General features: G+C 52.2%; 22 protein-coding genes and 1 pseudogene. 1 reads left to right on the top strand and 22 read right to left on the bottom strand.

All coding sequences use genetic code 11. From position 1 onward, the window contains the following. Positions 1–11 precede the first annotated feature (11 nt). Positions 12–1,257, top strand: a pseudogene (locus tag C2U40_RS25380) (IS3 family transposase). Positions 1,258–1,761: 504 nt separating this feature from the next. Here the strand turns inward: C2U40_RS25380 and C2U40_RS25370 are convergent. From C2U40_RS25370 to C2U40_RS25270, 22 genes are all read right to left on the bottom strand, one after another. After that, complete coding sequence (locus C2U40_RS25370; protein WP_103829240.1) at positions 1,762–2,313, bottom strand: zinc-finger-containing protein; 552 nt, start codon at positions 2,311–2,313, stop codon at positions 1,762–1,764. 113 nt (positions 2,314–2,426) lie between these two features. Further along, the gene (locus C2U40_RS25365; RefSeq protein ID WP_158656468.1) at positions 2,427–3,026 is read right to left on the bottom strand and encodes an EAL domain-containing protein; all 600 of its coding nucleotides are present in this window, start codon (positions 3,024–3,026) and stop codon (positions 2,427–2,429) included. A gap of 248 nt (positions 3,027–3,274) precedes the next feature. Next, entirely contained in the window at positions 3,275–3,919 is a 645-nt protein-coding gene (locus tag C2U40_RS25360) for a hypothetical protein (RefSeq protein WP_146054412.1), read from the bottom strand. A 112-nt stretch (positions 3,920–4,031) separates the two neighbouring features. Next, complete coding sequence (locus tag C2U40_RS25355) at positions 4,032–4,337, bottom strand: hypothetical protein (protein WP_103829243.1); 306 nt, start codon at positions 4,335–4,337, stop codon at positions 4,032–4,034. Positions 4,338–4,574: 237 nt separating this feature from the next. Further along, the gene (locus tag C2U40_RS25350) at positions 4,575–4,808 is read right to left on the bottom strand and encodes a hypothetical protein (protein ID WP_103829257.1); all 234 of its coding nucleotides are present in this window, start codon (positions 4,806–4,808) and stop codon (positions 4,575–4,577) included. A 53-nt stretch (positions 4,809–4,861) separates the two neighbouring features. Next, positions 4,862–5,098, bottom strand: a complete 237-nt coding sequence (locus C2U40_RS25345; protein ID WP_103829244.1) for a hypothetical protein — start codon at positions 5,096–5,098, stop codon at positions 4,862–4,864. A gap of 20 nt (positions 5,099–5,118) precedes the next feature. Then, complete coding sequence (locus C2U40_RS25340; protein ID WP_103829245.1) at positions 5,119–5,337, bottom strand: hypothetical protein; 219 nt, start codon at positions 5,335–5,337, stop codon at positions 5,119–5,121. A gap of 289 nt (positions 5,338–5,626) precedes the next feature. After that, positions 5,627–5,866, bottom strand: a complete 240-nt coding sequence (locus C2U40_RS25335) for a hypothetical protein (protein WP_103829246.1) — start codon at positions 5,864–5,866, stop codon at positions 5,627–5,629. After that, positions 5,867–6,106: a hypothetical protein gene (locus C2U40_RS25330; RefSeq protein WP_103829247.1), complete on the bottom strand. Its 240-nt coding sequence runs from the start codon at positions 6,104–6,106 to the stop codon at positions 5,867–5,869. 338 nt (positions 6,107–6,444) lie between these two features. After that, complete coding sequence (locus C2U40_RS26335) at positions 6,445–6,660, bottom strand: hypothetical protein (protein ID WP_103829248.1); 216 nt, start codon at positions 6,658–6,660, stop codon at positions 6,445–6,447. 114 nt (positions 6,661–6,774) lie between these two features. Then, positions 6,775–7,344 carry a restriction endonuclease gene (locus C2U40_RS25325; RefSeq protein WP_103829249.1) on the bottom strand — a complete coding sequence of 190 codons (570 nt, stop codon included), beginning with the start codon at positions 7,342–7,344 and terminating at the stop codon, positions 6,775–6,777. Positions 7,345–7,455: 111 nt separating this feature from the next. Beyond that, entirely contained in the window at positions 7,456–7,701 is a 246-nt protein-coding gene (locus tag C2U40_RS25320) for a hypothetical protein (RefSeq protein ID WP_128343929.1), read from the bottom strand. A gap of 11 nt (positions 7,702–7,712) precedes the next feature. After that, positions 7,713–8,384 carry a DUF4400 domain-containing protein gene (locus C2U40_RS25315; RefSeq protein ID WP_103829251.1) on the bottom strand — a complete coding sequence of 224 codons (672 nt, stop codon included), beginning with the start codon at positions 8,382–8,384 and terminating at the stop codon, positions 7,713–7,715. After that, positions 8,384–10,018, bottom strand: coding sequence for a type IV conjugative transfer system coupling protein TraD (gene traD, locus C2U40_RS25310; RefSeq protein ID WP_233768860.1), 1,635 nt, complete (start codon positions 10,016–10,018; stop codon positions 8,384–8,386). Before traD ends, C2U40_RS25315 begins: the two co-directional genes overlap by 1 nt. Continuing rightward, positions 9,946–10,527, bottom strand: a complete 582-nt coding sequence (locus tag C2U40_RS26805; RefSeq protein ID WP_219812548.1) for a hypothetical protein — start codon at positions 10,525–10,527, stop codon at positions 9,946–9,948. Before C2U40_RS26805 ends, traD begins: the two co-directional genes overlap by 73 nt. A 105-nt stretch (positions 10,528–10,632) precedes the next feature. Further along, a complete protein-coding gene (locus tag C2U40_RS25305; protein WP_158656467.1) occupies positions 10,633–11,187 on the bottom strand; it encodes a PFL_4695 family integrating conjugative element protein in 555 nt (184 codons plus the stop codon). Then, positions 11,184–11,624 (bottom strand): transglycosylase SLT domain-containing protein, encoded by a 441-nt coding sequence (locus C2U40_RS25300; protein ID WP_158656466.1) that lies wholly within the window; start codon positions 11,622–11,624, stop codon positions 11,184–11,186. Before C2U40_RS25300 ends, C2U40_RS25305 begins: the two co-directional genes overlap by 4 nt. 164 nt (positions 11,625–11,788) lie before the next feature. After that, positions 11,789–12,658, bottom strand: coding sequence for a hypothetical protein (locus C2U40_RS25295; protein WP_128343935.1), 870 nt, complete (start codon positions 12,656–12,658; stop codon positions 11,789–11,791). A gap of 268 nt (positions 12,659–12,926) precedes the next feature. Next, entirely contained in the window at positions 12,927–14,297 is a 1,371-nt protein-coding gene (locus tag C2U40_RS25290; RefSeq protein WP_103829255.1) for a hypothetical protein, read from the bottom strand. Next, positions 14,294–14,857 carry a PFGI-1 class ICE element type IV pilus protein PilL2 gene (pilL2, locus tag C2U40_RS25285; protein WP_103829256.1) on the bottom strand — a complete coding sequence of 188 codons (564 nt, stop codon included), beginning with the start codon at positions 14,855–14,857 and terminating at the stop codon, positions 14,294–14,296. The genes C2U40_RS25290 and pilL2 overlap by 4 nt, the downstream gene beginning before the upstream one ends. 488 nt (positions 14,858–15,345) lie before the next feature. Beyond that, on the bottom strand, positions 15,346–16,548 hold the full coding sequence (locus C2U40_RS25280; protein WP_081000878.1) for an ISL3-like element ISAeme19 family transposase: 1,203 nt from the start codon (positions 16,546–16,548) through the stop codon (positions 15,346–15,348). A 925-nt stretch (positions 16,549–17,473) separates the two neighbouring features. Then, a complete protein-coding gene (locus C2U40_RS25270; RefSeq protein ID WP_103829290.1) occupies positions 17,474–18,316 on the bottom strand; it encodes a PFL_4669 family integrating conjugative element protein in 843 nt (280 codons plus the stop codon). Between the last annotated feature and the right edge of the window lie 13 nt (positions 18,317–18,329).

Below are 18,329 nucleotides of genomic sequence, written 5' to 3'. Positions count from 1 at the left end.
ACAACGAGAAGATGGTCGAAGTGTTAACAGGGGCCGAGCGCCGTCGACGCCGGACTCCACAAGAAAAGATCGCCATCGTGCAGCAGACCTTTGAGCCCGGGATGACCGTCTCTCATGTTGCTCGCTTGCACGACGTCAACGCAAACCAGCTTTTCAAATGGCGTAAGCAATTCCAAGAAGGGTCTCTCACGGCGATCACCGCCGGTGAGGATGTTGTTCCTGCTTCCGAGTTGGCTGCTGCCATCAAGCAGATCCGAGAGCTACAACGTCTGCTCGGGAAGAAGACCATGGAGAACGAGATCCTCAAAGAAGCCGTGGAGTATGGTCGAGCAAAAAAATGGATTGCGCATGCGCCCTTGTTGCCGGGGGACGACGATTAAGTGCTGTGAGCCAGGCTCTTAATGTATCGCGTGCGCAGCTATCCGTTCGTGTTCATCGAAAACCGGGTTGGCAAGATGGTCGTCATCATCGCCAGCGTGATGATGCAGCCTTACTTGGCCGTATCATGGAGGCGATGGCAGAGCTTCCCTCCTATGGCTATCGCCGGGTCTGGGCGCTGTTACGGCGTCAGTCTGAGGCAACAGAACAACCTGTGGTAAACGCTAAGCGGGTATATCGCGTCATGCGCGAGCATGGCTTGCTGCTGGAAAGAAAACCAGCTGCACCATTGGCCCAGCAGGCACATAAGGGGCGTGTTGCCGTCAAGGAGAGCAATCGACGGTGGTGCTCAGATGGCTTCGAGTTTCGCTGTGATAACGGTGAAAAACTACGTGTCACGTTCGCCATGGATTGCTGCGATAGGGAAGCGTTGGACTGGGCGGCCAGTACTGGGGGTTACGACAGTGACACTGTGCAAGATGTCATGCTGAGGTCTGTCGAACGTCGCTTTGGGGATTCGTTGCCGGCATCACCGGTGGAGTGGCTGACTGATAATGGCTCGGCGTATCGAGCCCATGAGACCCGCGCGTTTGCACGAGAAATCGGGTTGGAGCCCAGAACTACTGCGGTGAGAAGCCCACAGAGTAACGGTATAGCGGAGAGCTTCGTGAAGACGATGAAGCGAGACTATATCGAGATGATGCCAAAACCGGATAGCCGAACAGCGGTAGGCAATTTGGCTATCGCGTTTGAGCATTATAACGAACACCACCCGCACAGCGCCTTGGGATACCGTTCACCCCGGGAATTTCTGCGCAGTCGGGTATCACAATCCTAAGCGGGAAAAAGTGTCTGGACCTATGGGGTCAAATCCAGTGACAAAATGGAATGACGCCGGCTAGATCACTGGTCACCACATGGGATCCCGGAGTCCAGTAAAACTCGTCGCCCCTACACACCCAACAATGCCTCCCATCAAGCTCGCCGGTGTACTCTAAATCGGATTGCCTCATAGTTACTCCAAACTCGCCTTTGGTTCCTGGTGGTTACCACTCCAGGATCAGAATATGGCCATGGATTCTCCATATGGCCGTGCTTGACGCCTGAGTTACCAATTAGCTCTGATTTTCATCATCCAACCCTTCAGCGGTATACCCAACCATGGAGTTTTGGTACCGAACCGCAGCTGTATGGATACGGATTGAAGAGAATAGCCCCGCCGCAGCAACGACTGCAGACAGCCATGGGTCAGACCCCGTGTTAGCTAGACCAAGTACCAGAAGCATGATGCCAATGCCGATCATGTGGCTGGCAGTTACAATGCCATGGGTTCGCAGTCTAGCAATCATTCTGTTCATTTGTGGCGTTCATTCCTCGTCGCAATCAAGCGTTGAAGTGGTTCAGAAGCTGAAGGCGATCCATTAATCTCTGGGCATTTTTATCCTTGCTCCGAGAGGAATCATCCCGTGTTCGGTCGTTCTTATCAAAAAGCGCTCTCAAGCTAGCTATGCCTCTCAGGGAGGCTTCATATCGAGACCGGCTCATGATTTCCCTTACTTCTCGAATAACAACCTTACACTCGTGCTCATCCAGCCAGCCTATGCCCCGGCGAGTATATGGCAGGCTCAGAAGGTGCTGCATCCATGCATAGGCTTCGTGCTTATTCATTCTGCCGGAATCGATCAGGGTGTTGATGCTGGTATGTGCCTCGCGCCTCGCCAATCGGGTTTCCCTGTTGGCAACAGAACCGATCGCGATGTCAGTTCCTTCTCGGCAGCTAACGTAGCTATCGCAGGCATCACGGTTGCAACGGTAGATCATCGCTTTAGCCGGCGCGGCAGGATACACCACCTGTTTTCTGACGAGCTCCAGAGGAGCGCCACAATAGCGGCAGTCCTTTGGATGAAAATGACTATTTGCTGTGTTGCGAGCCATATGCACAATCCTGATGAGAGGGTTGTAGCCATTGTCTCGTGGTACTCAGGAATGCAAGTTTGAGTTGCAGCCATGCCGGCTGTGAAAACCCTGCTAGGCCCGGGTAAGGGGTTCTACACCCGGGTGTGTAGTTGGGAGTGCAAAACGATCTCGGGTTTAGCCCAAAAATAACCTTGCTGCAGATTGAAGCCGAGCATTTGAGATGAGACAGCTTGGTTGTAGGTTTCGATGCGTTCAGCGATGATGGGGATCCCCTTCCTCATACAAGTATCAATCCCTTCCAGCATGCAGGAGGTGTAGCCGTTCGTCTGGCCACACTCAAACTTCACTATGTCCCATTCAAAATCATGCAGCCGTGTAAGCGTGGAGTATTTCGTGCCGAAATCATCCATGACAAGTTCGACACCCATCGATCTTAGGCTATCCCATCGTTTTTGGAGCGTAGAGGGGGTGACCAGCTCGGTGACTTCAACCAAGATGTTGTGCTTGCGGGCCAGCTTGAGGATCAGAGTGCGCCATTGATGGAATCGGCGCTCAACTGCCAAGGTATGCTCACTCACATTGACCAGTAGGTTCAATTCCCCCTTAAGGAGCTGGTCCGCGAGATCGAGAACGGCCTTATCAATGTCGAACCAGGAGTGGTAATCGGAGGTTGGAGGGGAGAACCTTGATAGGCCACTATTTCTCGCAAGCAACTCATAGGCATGAATCACCTGTTTCTCTGTGTCGAACACTGGCTGCCTAGCAATGAGCATTAACTTTGGTCCCCTCAAAAATTACCGCGAGAGAGTCTACCCCTCTGACGCCGAGTAAATCCTATGGTGAAATCGTGAGCTATTTCTGATGTGAGTTATCCACAGAATTGCTGGATAAGTAGCCTGTGAACGTGTGGACAGTTCGCTGCAGCCATTGCTAGGACTGTGTTATTGGCAGCCCTTGGCTGCAGCGCATTTGATTTGGGCTATCTAGCACCAGGGAAGCCGATCAGAGGCCAGGTCATGACATCAGCAAGCAGATCTTCGTATTCAGACAGTGCCGCCCGGCCGAGAGCTATCTGCAGCTTGATTAGGTTGGTAGCCAAAGCCGTGAAACCGACCGCCTCGGTACAACTGCTTTCGCCATTACGCGCCGCGGATAAAATGTCAAAGGAGTGATTAAACTCGGGCTGCCGGGCAGCGGCATGGATGGCATCGTAGATCAAAGCAAGCCGCGATATGGACTCAAAGGCCAGTTCCGGGAATGTATCCGGAGCTGAGCCCATCGTGTGGCCAAAAAATGGTGCAATGACGGATCCTGCCTGGCAGGACAAGTCACTCGAGATTTTCTCGATGCTTTCCAGCATTGAATTCAGAAATTCCTGAGAATACCCGGCCCCCTGATCACCCAATTGCAGCAACACGTCGTTCTTAATTTGCTCCTCAATGGACATCAGGATCAGTTGATACGAGGCATGCACTGCTCGTACACAAGCCGTCAATGGCTGGTGAGGAATGAGCTCCTTATGCCAGGTGGCCAGGGGATGGGACTTCAGTTCCGCATTGTCTGCGTCGGAGTAGGAGTAAGTTACGAGCGAACGGCCATCGAGGTATATGATGTTGTGCACCATGACTATAAAGCCGTTCTTCGTGAGCCACAGTGAACCGGCTCTGACCCTCGAGTCACCCTGGTCTGCGGTGTTGGGTCGTGTGTCTATTGCGGTCATTTTATTCCTCTCAACATTAGTGAATTGTAAGGCTGCGATGGTGCAGTTCGCTGGCATCGATCAAGTATCGGTACCGGTATAGCTCGCTGGCTTGTTGGTTCAACGGCACCAATACCCACTCCACGTCGGAATGACAGATGATGGAGAAGCAGTGATCGTTGATGATGAAAATATCACCGGGGAAGTGCCGGCATTTAGATAGGAAATCATCACGCTGAGCCAACGTCAGTGGCTTGCACTCTGCGTAGTTGAGGATTTTTTCCCGTTCGCAAACCTGCACCGGCAGGTCTATGGTGGTGGCGATTGCTTTACTGAAGTCCATAGGGTCCCCCCATTTTTATTGATAAGTTGGTGACAGGATAAATTGCTTTTTTGCAATGCAAGGGGGGCCCATCCTGGGCGGCAAGTACCTGAACAGCTTCAAAACGAGAGGGCGAGTGCACCGGAACTATGTGGCCGGTGCCTGGGAGTTTGTGATTGATTGGAGGGAAGGGGGGGTAATCAAATTCATCCTGCCGGTGGTTCTAGATCTAGGCAGGCAGGGGATGCAATCCTCGGGCTATAGGGACTTCAGTAACAGTGCGCGGAGAAAGTCCTGCTGTGAAATTGAGCAAGCTTTGAACCCGCGAAACACACCATTATCGACCAGGATTTCGTCATACCGGCCAATGGTATCTCGATAAACAAGACGTCGCTTTCCAATACCGCCGACCAACTCATCAACCGTGCGCACAACCTGTTCGGCTGAATTCGTGATTGTGGCGCAGAGGTCTAGATCCAGAAGGAGCAGCATGGTCTCGTCCTGGTACACGATTTCAAAAACGGGTGTTGGCAATTGTCTGCTCCCTATACCTCTGTTGAGCCAACCCAGGTATCACCAAGGTAAGCATCCGCACCCCGGAGGCGCTCCAGAGGGATATCTAGAGCACACAGGCTTTCATGTGTCCAACCTTCTGCTGGAGGGGAGTATTCAAAGATGACTACTGCCTTGTCGAACAAGTCTACGATCTGCAGATGACAGTGAATCAATGAGGTGGTCAGAATCACGCTTTCACCAGGTAAAATATCAGTGATGAACTTCATGGGTAATCTATTCTCCTTGATTAACCCTGTTTTTCTACAAGAACGGCGTGAATGGTGTTGTGCGGCATTGCCGTTTTGATCACCCCGGCACTTTCCATTTCATTCACCAATTCGTCGCAGATAAGATGCTGTTCGTTTTTGTGATAGGGTTTTTGGGGGGCGGACAGATACCACCCAGCCCTCCGGTTTGCAAGTTTCCATCCGGCACGCAGAAGCTCAATGATGTCACGCACTTCCATATCTGTTCTCCAGTTCACTTGACTATGTTGATCGCTGTCAAAAGGTTATTCACCCGAACCATGTCTTCATCGCTATGAGTAGGCCCGCTGTGGTACAAGCGACCGCACTCTTGGCACTCGAAGAGAAACCCGCCAGCCAGCGGTTCGCTGGTGAAAGACACATCAGAATGGCACTCGCAACTCAGATGTAGACCATCCGTGTCGACAATGGTTTGAACTGATTCATAATGGTCGGCACTCGGTGCAAGGCCGTGTTTTGCCGTTTCAGCAGTCATGATATTCCCCCTCTTTAAATCAGCCCCAGGCGCTCGAGCTCTGCACGGAGGTCAGGGGCGAGGCTGTCAGGTTTAAAGCTCCTCCATCCCCCGCCAGATACTTCGTGAACTTGCCGCTGAGTTCCTGTTTTTGTGATCCAGATTTGTCCATGTTCCTTAGCAGCATTCATTGCTGCTTCACGGGTCCGGTGGCTTTTAACATCACGGTCTTTGCCTGCTCGGAGGCTGTAAAACGGAGCGTTTTTGGTGGCCATTCAGATGCCACCTTCTTCGATTGCCGGGCGCTTAGTCGGATCTAGCCACGCCAGAGCTTCCTTCTCGCATGCTTCGCGAGACGCGCTGAACCCGGCCTGCTCCATGACCCGGCCATACTCTGCTGCCAGGTATTCATAGGCGTCGGCTAGGTCACTCAGGAGCTGGGCTGCGTCGACATTTCCGGAATGGTACAGACCCTTTGCTTGCATTCTGACTTTGGGAATTCCTTTGATGCTCATGATGTTCTCTCTTTGGTCGAAATCGTTAATATTCAATGAGTTGAATGTACCATAATGCCGAGTGACGCAACTTCAGGAGCGCTCCCGGCTTGGTTAATCTAGGAATGGCAGGTCGCACTCACGAATGCTGATCTGCTGTCGTGATTATGCCGAGGGGAGTAGGGGGAGCCAATAATGGGTGGCTATCCTGGATGTCTCGGTGGCGAGGTATCCTACGATGGGGCAGAGTGCTTTGTTGGGACATGCCCGAGCTCACAGCGCCAGCCTATCTATCAATACCGAGCGGCGTTTCGGCTTCGGCAAATATCCCGGGCCCGCTCATTGATTTCTACGTTGTGTCACAAGCTCACCAAGACCCCAACCACAGCTATTAGCCACGGGATAGACCAAAGAGAAATGAAACCAACTAAATCATCATGTTGCCAAACATAATCTAAGCCACAGGCAAGGCGAACTATGGCAGCTGTCATACAGATAAAAATGGTGATGACCCACCCAGGAATCACATCTGCATGCGCTTTCGCGATGTCTTTTATCGTTGGTCCATGTCTCATGCTTTCCGGCTCCTTCTTGGTTGACTTCGATGGGATGAATCTACCATAGAGCTGGGCAGCACAACCTTGCTGGTGGACCCTCCCTGGGTCTCTCGGTTGGTGGGTCACCGGCGGTTATGTTAGGAACTCGACGAGTTGTGGGCCGCTGATGATAGTGACAGGGGACCCTTTGATCGCGTGCCAAGCAGATTTCGGAGTACGTCCAGTATGAATGAATAGGCCTTTACATTCCTGCTGCCGGCATTGCTCGGTAAATGCTCTCACATGGTCTGTGCTGATGAATTTCTTGTAGCGTTTTGCCTGGATGAGTACCAATTTACCGCCTATGACAGCCTTTCCATCAATTCCACCATCCCGGGAGTAGCTTTTGTTTCGAATGATCGTCAATCCCTGCAGTTCCAATGCGCTGAGAATGAGCTCCTCAAATGTGTATGGGTCGATCTTGCGGAGGTAGGCTATCTGGGCCTGCCATGTCGGTATTCCCCGAATTTTTGCCAGCACCGAACCCGATTGTTCTATCCGAGCCTCATGCCTTCCTTTTCTCCCCCTTGACCTGCGGACCGGGTTAAAAAAGGCGAGCATTGCGAGCAACACAAATAGAACCAGAATCGGCCAGGTCTGCAGGTGAAGAAGAAGAGATGAAAGCGGCTCAGTGAATGAGGTTAGAGAAGGAAGAACAATCATGGAAACGCCCTTGGTGGGTGGGTGGTGAATGGCTGGAGAGGCCCCCCCTGACAAGCACCGAATGTGAGAAGAAGGCGGGGCCTTTGGCCCCGCTGTTAGTTTCGGATCGCGCTATTCGCCGGCGTCTAGGACTTGGTAGGTACCGATGGCGGCCAACTCTTGCTCTAATTGCAGAAGGGCATCCGAGTTGTCCCCTGCATGTTGATGATCAAGGCATGTGGAAATGCGATCCCAGACAAACAACAGCTCTTTCATGCTGAAAGATGATTCGTGGCTGTCAGCAAGCAACTCCAATGCTTGCGATGTCTCCAGACTGCTTACCCTGGATAGGATCGCAACGACGTGGGGTCTGGTCATGGGCTCCTCCATTACAGATGCTTTTTGAAGAACCTTACTGCCAACCAGAGGGATACAGAGGACAGCACTGCACTGGGCACCAAAATCCAGTTGGGGTGGATTGTGAATGGAATGGCCAAGTACAGCCCCCACCCACACCACATGCACGGTAAAATCATGCGCTTGGCGTAGTGGTGTCTTAACCCAGACTCCCGAGCCCCTCCGTACTTGCGTAGATCCCGGAGCATCAACCCATCAAAGAAGGCCACAAACATGAATAGCCCATACAGTGGCAACGTAAACAGCAAGATCACCGCTCGGATTAGGCAGACGATAGTGATGTAGATGGCCGCGAGCAGGTACTGTTCGAAAACCGCCATCGAAGCAGACCAAGAGGTGATCCATCGATACCTCGCGGGGTCTAAAACGTCGGGCCCCATAGGGGAACCCGTTACGGCCTGTGTGATGTAATGGATAGCCTCAGTCGGTGTCCAACCAAACAGCGCTGCATTAACGAAGTCTTCATTCAGATAACCAGCCTCTTCGATCACCATTTTGAGGGCGTGCTGGGCTCCTTGCTCAGGCCAGAACCATATCATGCCGCACCATTCAATCATGACGCCGGTGACGGTGGCCCCAACCACCATACCGATGGAGACGATGACAAACGAGATGATGTCGATCCGTTCATTCGGTGTGGCCATCAGGCAACCCTCGCAGCCAGTTCATCGGGGAGGCCAGCTGCAGTCTGACCAAAGGGGTTATTGGCCGCGGTTGGCCTGTCTATGCTCTTCCAGGATCTCAAGTTGTTATACCAGCTATCCGAGGTCTGGTAGTTCGATTCCATCAGTGCGCAGATCTCTTCCACGTCTTTCGGGATTGGTATGTTGTCTTTCCTGTCATCCATTAGCGGGAAACGCAGCTTGTAGAGCTTGGCGCCATCGAGCAGTGCGAAGGCCTGACCCTTGGGCAGGCGAATAATATCGGAGGGTTGTAGTAGTGGGACCTGGCGTGTGCCGATGGTATCCGAGTTGTTCGACTCGAAGTGAATGGTACTAGTCACGTCGGAGTTATCACGTGCAGAACTCAGTGCGCCCAACTCGCTAATAGTGACCTCTGGCAACTGGTTGGTAAGAAGCTCAGCTGTTTCTATGGTTTTGACGCGCAGCATGATGATCGCATTGAAGTTTGACAACATTTGCTGGGCTTTGGCTGCGTCTCCAAGCTTGGCCTCTAGGTCGAAAACTGACTGGGTGTAGGCTGTGAACCTCACCCCAGAGCCACCGGACTTGTTGAGGATCGGGATGGCGAAATCTGTCGCCAGCTCATTGAACTCATCGCAGTGGAGGTAAACCTTCGGTAAAACGCCATTTCTTGCGTCCACCAACCCTTTTTCCATCCCGTATTTATACAGATAGCCACAGGTAGAGAGCAGGTCAGACAGCATAGAACCGCCAATGGCCTCTGCTACTGTCTTATCTGTCATGGCGTCCAGACCGATATAGACCACTGCCTTTTGCCGCATGATGGTCATCCAGTCGATAATGGGTCGGGAGTCTTTGGCGTCGTATGTTGGGGCCACCAGCTCCACCAGCCGGCCGGATGTGACTTTCTCCACGAACGGCAGCAAGGATGCAGTCAGTTTGTCAAAGTAGGTCTTGTCGTACTGAATTGCAGATAGCAAGGCCAGCAGCACAGGATCAAAGATGCGCTTCCCCTTGATGTAGGCTTCCAGGGCCGCGGTTCGCTTGGTCCGGCTTTGCATGTGCCGGGGAGGAGCCTTCATGTTCAATTCGATAGTGCTCACGTCCTCTCGCCAGCGAGCAATCCGGTGCTTCTCGAAGTAATACTCGCTGTAGTCGTTGAATAGCGGTTCCATGTCAGCAATGTCACCTTGGATCTGCACGTAACTAGGCCGACTACCCATTGCAACCCTAGCTTGTGCAACGATGTTCACGAATCGCCAAGAGAACTCCGCAAAAGCAGCACTGTTTCCCTCACTGGCGAGTTGGCTGGTGGCCCGGGTGGCCACTTCCGAAATCCTGGCGAATGAGCCCACGGCGTTATAGCGGCAGCTGATGTCGGGGAATCCTAAGTGGAAGATGTAGAACGGGCGATTGTGCCTCTTGGCTTCCGTATAGAGGCGCTTGAGGATGCCGGCGTCAGATTTGGGGTCCATGAAGACCGTGCAGCCGTCGCCGCGGGCTATATCGGACGCAACGTATATCTCGGCGGCTCGGGTCTTCCCCACGCGCGTTGTGCCAATCACGATTTTGTGAGCAACTCGTTCTCCCAGGTCTTCGTAGACATCCCTTTCATGAGGTTCAACAGCATGCATGATCGGCGATCCCCCAACGGGGGGAGGGGGCGGACAGGGTTCCATGGGCTGTCCTTGCGAAGCGCTTTGGCGATGGACTCAGCCAGCATCCCTTTCCCCTCCAAGGTAATTTCCGCCCGGCGGGCCAGCTTACTTAGATTGCTGGGCTCCAGGTACTTCATCGCCTTGATGGATTGCGCCTCAATCATCCGCTGTGTGTGAATGGGCTTCCACTCAAAACCTCGGCCGATCCAGTTGAGACGTTGCGAACATGGAACGTCCTGGGGCTTCATCTCGTAGTAACTGAGGCGCGTAAGGTTGCGATGGTACTTGCTGACGGTCCATCCGTCGTGAAACCTGCTGAGGGCCCCGGCCGCCAATATACTGCCACAGGCATAGCTGACTGATGGAGTCATCATGAGAGTGTGAGGCGCCCACATGCACAGCGCTGCTCCCCCTGACATGATCGCAGAGCTGTAGAGCTCAACAGGCGGGCGTAGCAAGGACTCAATTTCAAATTTTGCAGTCATGGATACATTCCATATATGGGATATAAGGGGGGGGGAGAATCTCGCCGGGGAGCAAGGGGCACCGGCGTGGCTGCGGCAGATGGGAGGATGGCCATCTCGGACTAGCTACTGAAAAAAACCAGATTTGGTGATCATGATCGGGTAGCCCGGGGCGCCTAGCTGATCGGCGAGGGCATCAGCATTCATTGGCCAGAGTTGCATGGGAGCCACCAGCTTTTGCATGTACTCCCACTCGGTTTGGTTCCTTACCTTCGTCAACACCCCGGACGAACCATACTGCTCCAACACCTTTCGATTTGCCTGGAACCATCGAATGCTGTACTCGTCGGTGCCGATGACGAACAGAGGCTGGGGGAGGTCCGGCAGCTCCTTGAGCATCTGGGTACCAGGAAGAACTACCGGCTTGATGAGCTTTGGTTCAATAGGAAAGATCCTTGGCAGTGCTGCAGATGAGGGCTTGAAATTCTCCATAGCAGTTTTGAGGTTGGTCTTGATCTGATCCAGTGAATCCGGTTTCTTCAGGTCGGAGTAAAACTGGTCATCAACCCAGTTCTTGATAGGGAAGGCCTTCTCATTCTGGTAGATGACAATCCCTGGCGATGGCACATCTGCATGCGCACAGCCAGCGATCGCCGACAGCATGATCCCCAAAACGGTCATTGCATGGTTTGTTTTACATATTGCCATTGTTTATACACCGACTTGCGATAGGCTGTGGCTTTCGCTACATCCGTTGGGTTGTGATACTGGCCGGCTGCTAGCCACCAGTTTCGGGATTTCTGGTAATGCTCGGATAGGTAGTCAGCTGCCGCATTGAGGTTCGTCCATGGGTCAGTAGCCGCCCAGAGGTCTCCACCAAACCTCCCGGAGTGCCAACGCCAATTCACCTGGGCAATGCCGATGTCTACGGATCGGTGTCCCTGGTCAATTAGCCGCTTGCAAAACTGATACAGTGCAACGCGAGTTTTGAACCTATACCCTTTCCCTTTGAAGTTGGCCGTCCATGGCCACGGCACGATTCGCCCCTTGTTTGTCGGCAATTTACTTTCGGCCAACGAGATTGAATACAGAAGATCTGCCGGCACACGCTTAATCATGGCTACTTCATAGTAGGCTGGTGGAATAGGTGCTACTTGGGGCTTTGCACCCTTAACCTGCTTAGTTGCATGGCGGCCTCGAGCATCGGTTGAGGCGCTTCCTTGTGAGGGGCTGGCAAAGGTGAGTATGGCCAGAATGACTGCAGCACTGATCGTCCCTATCCTCATGGCTTCAACTCAACCGTGTTGTTTAGTTGGACCCGGTATGCAACCGGCAACCCAGGGGTAGGTTTAAGGCGAGCATAGTATCCACTGTCATAGTTCACGGTCGCTTTGCCATCAGCAAGCATCTGAGTTGAGATCCCGACACTTCGAGAGAAAGACAACAGGTTTTCATCGGCGTTGGCATTGATGACGAACAGATCAAGGCGATTGAGTTTGCTTGAGCTGGTGGCGAGATTCTTGATGAACCTGGTGCACCTGACATCGCAGTTTGCAGCGTCAGCATAGGCAACGGTTCGCGTGTCCTTGATCGGTACCGCTACACTGTTGCTGCTGAAGCCTGCGGCCTTAGAGCTGTCAACGCCAGATTCAGCGCTGCGCTTGGCCCAAGTTCTTCTCTCCGAATCTGACATCCAAACCGGGTGGTTCGGGATCAGCGTCTTGATGTATTGATTAACGGCCTCGTCAAACTGAACTTCCCTTGCCAATCGGGCACGTTCCATTTCGACCGAAAGTTTGGCATATCGGGATCGATCAAAATCTGTCTTGGCGTTTATACCCATGACCATGAGTGGTGTGAGCTCTGGTTTATTCGAGTAGTAGGCGGCATTCGGTCCGGTGGACATCAACTCCTTGTACTCCATCCATTCTGATTGTTTCATCCCCCATGCCTTGGACTGTCGAAGATCCTCTTTCGTCCACTGCAGATACGACGGTACTTCGTTAACGGTCGGTAAAGTTTCACGTTGTGTTGCTGATTGGCCTATGGTGGTGAGATTGGTATTTACTCCTGACCGCAGTTCTACAGCTTGTGCTGATATGCCGAGCGTGCCAGCGACAATGGCGGATATAATTGCACGTTGAAATTTCATCGTAAGTACCTCAGTGGTAGAAGGCAGCGCGAGCCGTCCCGGCCGTAAATGAAGATTGAACCGCCAGAGTAGTAGGGCCTTGATGAGTCAATGTAAAGTGAACGGAGGCCGGTAATGTCTTGTTGTGAGCACGCGGGGACGGTAGCCACTTTCTTCGGCTCACTCTCTGTCTCTCCGAAGCTTTTGGCTAGCGAATTGGAAAGGTTCTGGATGGTGCTACACCCACTCAGTAACAAGGCTGCCGCAGAAAGTAAAATCCATCTAGGCATCAGTAGCCTCCGCTGGCCACGACAGTGAGAACCTTGTCCCCCTGGATGAATACAGCCTGTCTTGATTGACGGTCGGCACTCTCCAATCGCCACATTCCAATTTCATCGCCAACTTGAAGTCTCTTAACGTCGTCGCCATTGATCATGGTGACAAGCAGGATACCCCCCCAATCATCAACATCGAAGAGTGTATGGCCATCGACGACTTTGGCCAACTGAGGTTTCCTGACTGGTAGAGTCTTCGTTGTGGAATAGTGTGACTCTGCAGTGCGTGTTGTTTGAGAGATGGCTTGGTGGCCGGTACTCTTTAGCTTATTGATAGCTGCCTGAGATGCCTCTTGACTAACCCTCAATGCATCAACAGACTCCTGAATGTTGTCGACTAGTTGGCGAGTTTGCCTAGCCCAAGTTAAACCAAGGTCTGTGTCCGTCGACAGTTTTTCGGTAGATGACTTTAGCGAGCTCAGCTCTGAGTTTAGAGCTGACAAATCTGCTGCCTGTTGCTGAACATGCCGCGAAACTTCACCTACAGCAGCATCAATTTCAGAGGTCCTATTCACGGAGTTAGATTCGATTTTATCCATCCTAGCTACCATCTCAGTACGTAGGTCATCGAAAATCTGTTGAATGTTTTGATTCTTCGGGAGCGATAGAAATGTGTAGCTGGCTAAACCAAAGCTGAAAACACCAAGAGCCAAACTGACATACGCCGCCGCAATGGTTCTTCCCCCTACAGGGTCAGTATCATACCGCTCATATCTGTCTCCTTGGTCATGATCCAGAGTCGACTCGCTCACAGGTTCATGTTCGGTGCTTGGATGAAGTGCCGGCTGCCTTGCTTTTTTCAATCGACGGAATATGCCGCTCGTTGATTTTTGTCTATCGCCAGACTCTGCATGAATTGATTCCAACGGAGGTTCGACAGGTACATCCCCATCATTTAGCTCTACGTCATTATTCGCGTGTGATGCATCCGGGGTTATCTCTGGAAGAAATTCGTCACCGTCGGTGACACTATCACTCCGCTGAAGTTGCATATCTTGAGGCTGTTCGGTAACTGAGCTTTGTTCTTCAGTGAATGTTTGCTCCGTTTTTTCTACCACTCCCCCTACAATCCAACCCGCACTTAAGTCTTCTCCCATGAGTTCTCTTGCAACATCCATCGGGTCGATTTCTGGGACTGCATCGATAGCTTTTGCCGTTTCTGTGCCTGCGTAATTTGGGGATGTGGCATCCCCACTCACCTGGTTTTTGCCAACTAATGAGTCATCATCCTGAATGACACCCTGGGCAGTTGAAACACCAAATGAAGAAAGAAGGCTGTCTGTTTCACTGCTCTTTCGCTTGAGGAAATCGCTATCCGTTTTCATTGCTTTACACCGTTAAGTTCAATAGATATAGGGTCTTCATCATGGAGTAATGGGACAAATGTGACGACGCGATGCACAGGGTCTACAAGCAGCAAGAATGCATCACCAGCAAGTGTCTTGAGAGCGGATTGGACAGTGACGTATGAAAATTTTCTTTGCACGCTTGGCAAGGGGAGGGTGAGCATCACTTTCGTGCTTTCTGGCAGATTAGACATCTCGGCAAGCGTGTACCCGGTCTGCTGAATTGTGTAGTTGATCGCTTGCCCTACTGTCTCTACGGTGGGTGGAAATGAAAAACTCACAACGGTAAGAAGCGGATTAGATTGGCGTACTTCCGGAGTGGTGTCGATTGTGGTGTAACGCGAAATTGCATACCGGTCTTCTGGTGTAGCTGCGGTGACACCCTGCGCAATCATCATCCAGATTGTCGCTACTGTCAGCGCACTTTTTACTGTCTGCATCTCAATGCGTCCATGGTTGATTTTAGTCGTTAATTTTACCATGACGTGATACCGGAAAATGGGTGCAGTTTTGGCAGTGATTTTTTCAGCGATATGCATTGAGCGATATGCTGAAGCCTAACAGCATTAACTTCGATATCTAGCAGAGTGGGCAATGGCGAAGGATGGGTTCTACGGAGAGGAAATAGTTAATGCAGGAAGGCGTGTGATACGACCGTATAGCAGATAAAGTTAAGGCGCCATCAGGCGCCCTAATATGATTCGTGTTTTTCTTGAAATTAAAAGGCCGGTTTCTTTTCCTGGCTATTTGATTTGATGTTGGGGAGGAATTTTCATTCCGGCCTCTGGCAGCCCCTGGGCCTTTCGTCGGGCCAGATTTACTCTGACTAACTGGCCGATCGTTTTTGCCGACGATCTGCGCGGCGTTGTTGAAGTCATGTTCACCATGACGGTTCCAATGCTATCGGATCACTCCGGGCTGATCAAGGGAACTAATCGACAGCCAAAGAGCAAGGGGAATGGCGAAGGGAAGGGGGCAGGCTGCGCTGCCCTTAACCATTAAAGGGGGTGTGGGGGAAAATAGAGGTTCATCGCGGCTTTCCGGGGAAGGCCGCCTTGATTTTCAGAAAAAAGTATTCTGAGTCCCTAAATCCATATGCCATACGCTTTATCACTTTGATCTTGTTGTTCACCCCTTCCAGCACACTCGTGTGCATCGGGTAGTTTGCACTCGCCAGGATCCCCCGCATATATTTCGATAAATTTCGACCAAATCGTTGCAGCGGCGCTAGCCCGCTTTCCTTCACCTGCCGCATCCAGCTCCGCCATCGTCGCCATCCTTCCCACACGCTCGGCGCATACCAGATGCCCTTCAACCCCTCTTTCAGCACGTACACCATCGCCAGCGGTTGATTCGCCGCCAACAGCTCCTGCAACTTCACATCCTGTTTTTCACTCAACTTCGCCCGATTACGTAGCAGCAACCAACGCGCACTTTTGACCACTTTTCGCGCCGGTTTATCGCTTTTCAGTGCATTCGCCTGCTCCACTCGCACCCGGTCCACCACCTCTCGGCCATAGCGAGCCACCACGTGGAACAGGTCGTAGACCACCTCCGCCTGCGGGCAGTGTTGCTTCACCTCCAGGTCGAACGCCGTGTTCATGTCCATCGCCACCGCTTCAATCTGCTGGCATCGCTCGCCGAGCTGCTCGAAGAAGGGACGGATAGCGGCCCGGCTGTTGCCGTGCCCCACCCACAGGACGCGGGTTCGCTCGGCATCCATGATCACGGTGGCATAGCGGTGTCCCTTGTGCAGGGCAAACTCATCCATCACCAGCCGCCGCACCTCCCCAAGTTCGATGGTGCCCACACTGGTCTGCAAACGGCGCTTGTCGATCTCCTTGATGGTGTGCCAACCGACCCCGGTGAGCTGGCTGACATGGCGGATGGGGAGGTACTGAACGAGCGCTTCAATCCAGCACTGCATGCGCCGGGTGAGGCGGGAGCCAGAGGGGAGCCAGTCGATATGTTCACTGACGCGACCACAGCGCAGACAGTCGACGCGGCGAACAGGCAGTTGTAACCAGACTTGTCGGTCAAATAGGTCTCGCTCACGCACCCGGCGGATACGTTGGTCGTGGATCAATGGCGTGGGTTGCAGGCATCGGCGACAACGGGGCAAGAAGTCGGCGCGAGGCTCAAGGGTAAACAGGGTGTGATGGTTGGCAGAAAGCGCTTGGGCGATGACGGTATAACCTGGCCAGAAGGAGGCAATATCAATATGATGCACGGCGACAGCAGGGTGATGGTGGTGGTGTGTTTGGAGACAGCCAGTTTACCAGCACCCTGTCTGTCAACTTCCACTTCCCCAAGATCCCGCGAAGAACCAAAATAGAGGGCCCTTCACCATTGCGCTGGCGTAGGCCTGCATAACCCCAAGGCGGATTGGGTTTTGATAGCCGTCGGCACTTGAATGCGGACCAAGCAAAGCATGCCGCGTTGTCATATCATATTGTTTTTTAACGTTTTGACTGTTTATTGCCCTTAGGGGAGATCTACCTTTCCAGCAGCCCAGCGGGCAGTAATATGTCAAAAATTGGCTCCGTATGGGTGTGTGCGTGTTGCTTAGCTCAATCCGTGTAGACCCAATGGGCTCCGCTAGGTTGATCCAACACGTGCCTGAGGAGGAGTGCCGCCCCGTTCTTCATGGGCACTTCGGTGCAATTGGTCGCTTGTATTGTGGGAATTCTCCCCAACGGCTGGGATGGTGAGTGCAATGAATGTGATCTGAGTCACGTTTTGTTTTAGGTGCATGCCACCACAAGTGGCGTGGGCGGCGTGCCGTTACTGTGCCGCCTATAAAAAACGACCCGCAATAATCGCGGGTCTTTCCTATCTTCTCGTTCGCTTGGCGAACAGGCCGAGTTGAGAGTTTATATAGTCGAGCTGAGTTTGGGTTTTTATGGCCAGAGAGCTCTCTGTTTCATCTAGCTGGAGACCAAAACCACTGTAATTCGATATCCTTCTGTTACTACCATCGACAATCTTCCATCTGAGGTAAATCCTATTGTAACTCCGATGTGGGATTATTATTAATGGAAGAGCATCGCGAATCTTCAAATTAAGCTCATGGACAATATTTGAAATCTCGGCCTCTATATAGTCATCGCTCATCTGTTTCAGAGAGTTTAGACAGAGGCCATCCATCTCTTTCATCATGCCTCTTCGGCTGTCGTTTCCTTAACGATTTCAGGTTCGATGTAAGCGTCCGCTGGGTTGCTCTTTCTTTCCGCTACGTTATGAATTTCAGGTGCGAATTCATGCCGAGTTTCACCGCGCATGTGGCCAATCGATGGCAAGATCCCAATCGACTCATAACGCTCTGCAGCGATGCGAGCTTTCTCGTTATTGGCTAACACGTCATCTCGAGTGACAGGAGTATGTCGATAAGACGCTGCGCGTGAAATGAGTGCTCGGCAGCCCCGCATAACATCGCGAATGTAAGTGGTTCTTGCACTCGGGCTAAGCAGAGCTACATGGCTTGCAAGCATGACAAGGCGAATGAAGGAGTCAATTTCCAGGACTGTATACAGGAACTGATAGTAGAGCTGGCTACCACTACGAACCTGATAGACGATGGGTTTCACGGAGAAAGATTCAGAGGATGTGAAATTCTCTGGAACCCGGTCTTCCATGTAGCTAATCAGTGCCTGCTTTTTGGTTTTCAACTCTTCTCTGAACTCTGTAATTGCTGTCCAGATTGAATCAAACCAGAAGTCTGCATAGGGGTTGTCGAGTCGGATATCCCCTTCCAGGATCATCATGGATTGCGCCAACATGGTCAGATTGTGTGGGGTGAATTTTTTCTTCTGACCATTGTCATCAGTACCGTCCTGATCCGATTCACGCTTGACGCCGGAAAACAGTGCGGCTCCTTCATAGGTATGGATCTCAATTTTGATGTGTGACCTGAGTCTGCCCAGTTCGGTTACTCGATTGCTCGGTGTGCTCGAGGTCTCTTCATTGCTGAGGGCTCCAAGAATCAGTTTGCTGCTCATTTTTCCTTTTTCT

Source organism: Aeromonas sp. ASNIH4 (assembly GCF_002934425.1).
Classification (GTDB): domain Bacteria; phylum Pseudomonadota; class Gammaproteobacteria; order Enterobacterales; family Aeromonadaceae; genus Aeromonas; species Aeromonas hydrophila.
This window is presented reverse-complemented; position numbering and strand designations above follow the sequence as displayed.

Excerpts from the sequence above, each read along its gene's own strand:
- C2U40_RS25315 (WP_103829251.1), bottom strand. The coding sequence starts at position 8,384 with ATGGCCACACCGAATGAACGGATCGACATCATCTCGTTTGTCATCGTC.
- C2U40_RS25335 (WP_103829246.1), bottom strand. The coding sequence starts at position 5,866 with ATGGCCACCAAAAACGCTCCGTTTTACAGCCTCCGAGCAGGCAAAGAC.
- C2U40_RS25325 (WP_103829249.1), bottom strand. The coding sequence starts at position 7,344 with ATGATTGTTCTTCCTTCTCTAACCTCATTCACTGAGCCGCTTTCATCT.
- C2U40_RS25320 (WP_128343929.1), bottom strand. The coding sequence starts at position 7,701 with ATGACCAGACCCCACGTCGTTGCGATCCTATCCAGGGTAAGCAGTCTG.
- C2U40_RS25305 (WP_158656467.1), bottom strand. The coding sequence starts at position 11,187 with ATGACCGTTTTGGGGATCATGCTGTCGGCGATCGCTGGCTGTGCGCAT.
- C2U40_RS25270 (WP_103829290.1), bottom strand. The coding sequence starts at position 18,316 with ATGAGCAGCAAACTGATTCTTGGAGCCCTCAGCAATGAAGAGACCTCG.
- C2U40_RS25360 (WP_146054412.1), bottom strand. The coding sequence starts at position 3,919 with ATGGTGCACAACATCATATACCTCGATGGCCGTTCGCTCGTAACTTAC.
- C2U40_RS25300 (WP_158656466.1), bottom strand. The coding sequence starts at position 11,624 with ATGATTAAGCGTGTGCCGGCAGATCTTCTGTATTCAATCTCGTTGGCC.
- C2U40_RS25345 (WP_103829244.1), bottom strand. The coding sequence starts at position 5,098 with ATGAAGTTCATCACTGATATTTTACCTGGTGAAAGCGTGATTCTGACC.
- C2U40_RS25295 (WP_128343935.1), bottom strand. The coding sequence starts at position 12,658 with ATGAAATTTCAACGTGCAATTATATCCGCCATTGTCGCTGGCACGCTC.
- C2U40_RS25340 (WP_103829245.1), bottom strand. The coding sequence starts at position 5,337 with ATGGAAGTGCGTGACATCATTGAGCTTCTGCGTGCCGGATGGAAACTT.
- C2U40_RS26805 (WP_219812548.1), bottom strand. The coding sequence starts at position 10,527 with ATGACTGCAAAATTTGAAATTGAGTCCTTGCTACGCCCGCCTGTTGAG.
- C2U40_RS25330 (WP_103829247.1), bottom strand. The coding sequence starts at position 6,106 with ATGAGCATCAAAGGAATTCCCAAAGTCAGAATGCAAGCAAAGGGTCTG.
- C2U40_RS25350 (WP_103829257.1), bottom strand. The coding sequence starts at position 4,808 with ATGCTGCTCCTTCTGGATCTAGACCTCTGCGCCACAATCACGAATTCA.
- traD (WP_233768860.1), bottom strand. The coding sequence starts at position 10,018 with ATGCATGCTGTTGAACCTCATGAAAGGGATGTCTACGAAGACCTGGGA.
- pilL2 (WP_103829256.1), bottom strand. The coding sequence starts at position 14,857 with ATGCATATCGCTGAAAAAATCACTGCCAAAACTGCACCCATTTTCCGG.
- C2U40_RS25290 (WP_103829255.1), bottom strand. The coding sequence starts at position 14,297 with ATGAAAACGGATAGCGATTTCCTCAAGCGAAAGAGCAGTGAAACAGAC.
- C2U40_RS26335 (WP_103829248.1), bottom strand. The coding sequence starts at position 6,660 with ATGAGACATGGACCAACGATAAAAGACATCGCGAAAGCGCATGCAGAT.
- C2U40_RS25355 (WP_103829243.1), bottom strand. The coding sequence starts at position 4,337 with ATGGACTTCAGTAAAGCAATCGCCACCACCATAGACCTGCCGGTGCAG.
- C2U40_RS25370 (WP_103829240.1), bottom strand. The coding sequence starts at position 2,313 with ATGGCTCGCAACACAGCAAATAGTCATTTTCATCCAAAGGACTGCCGC.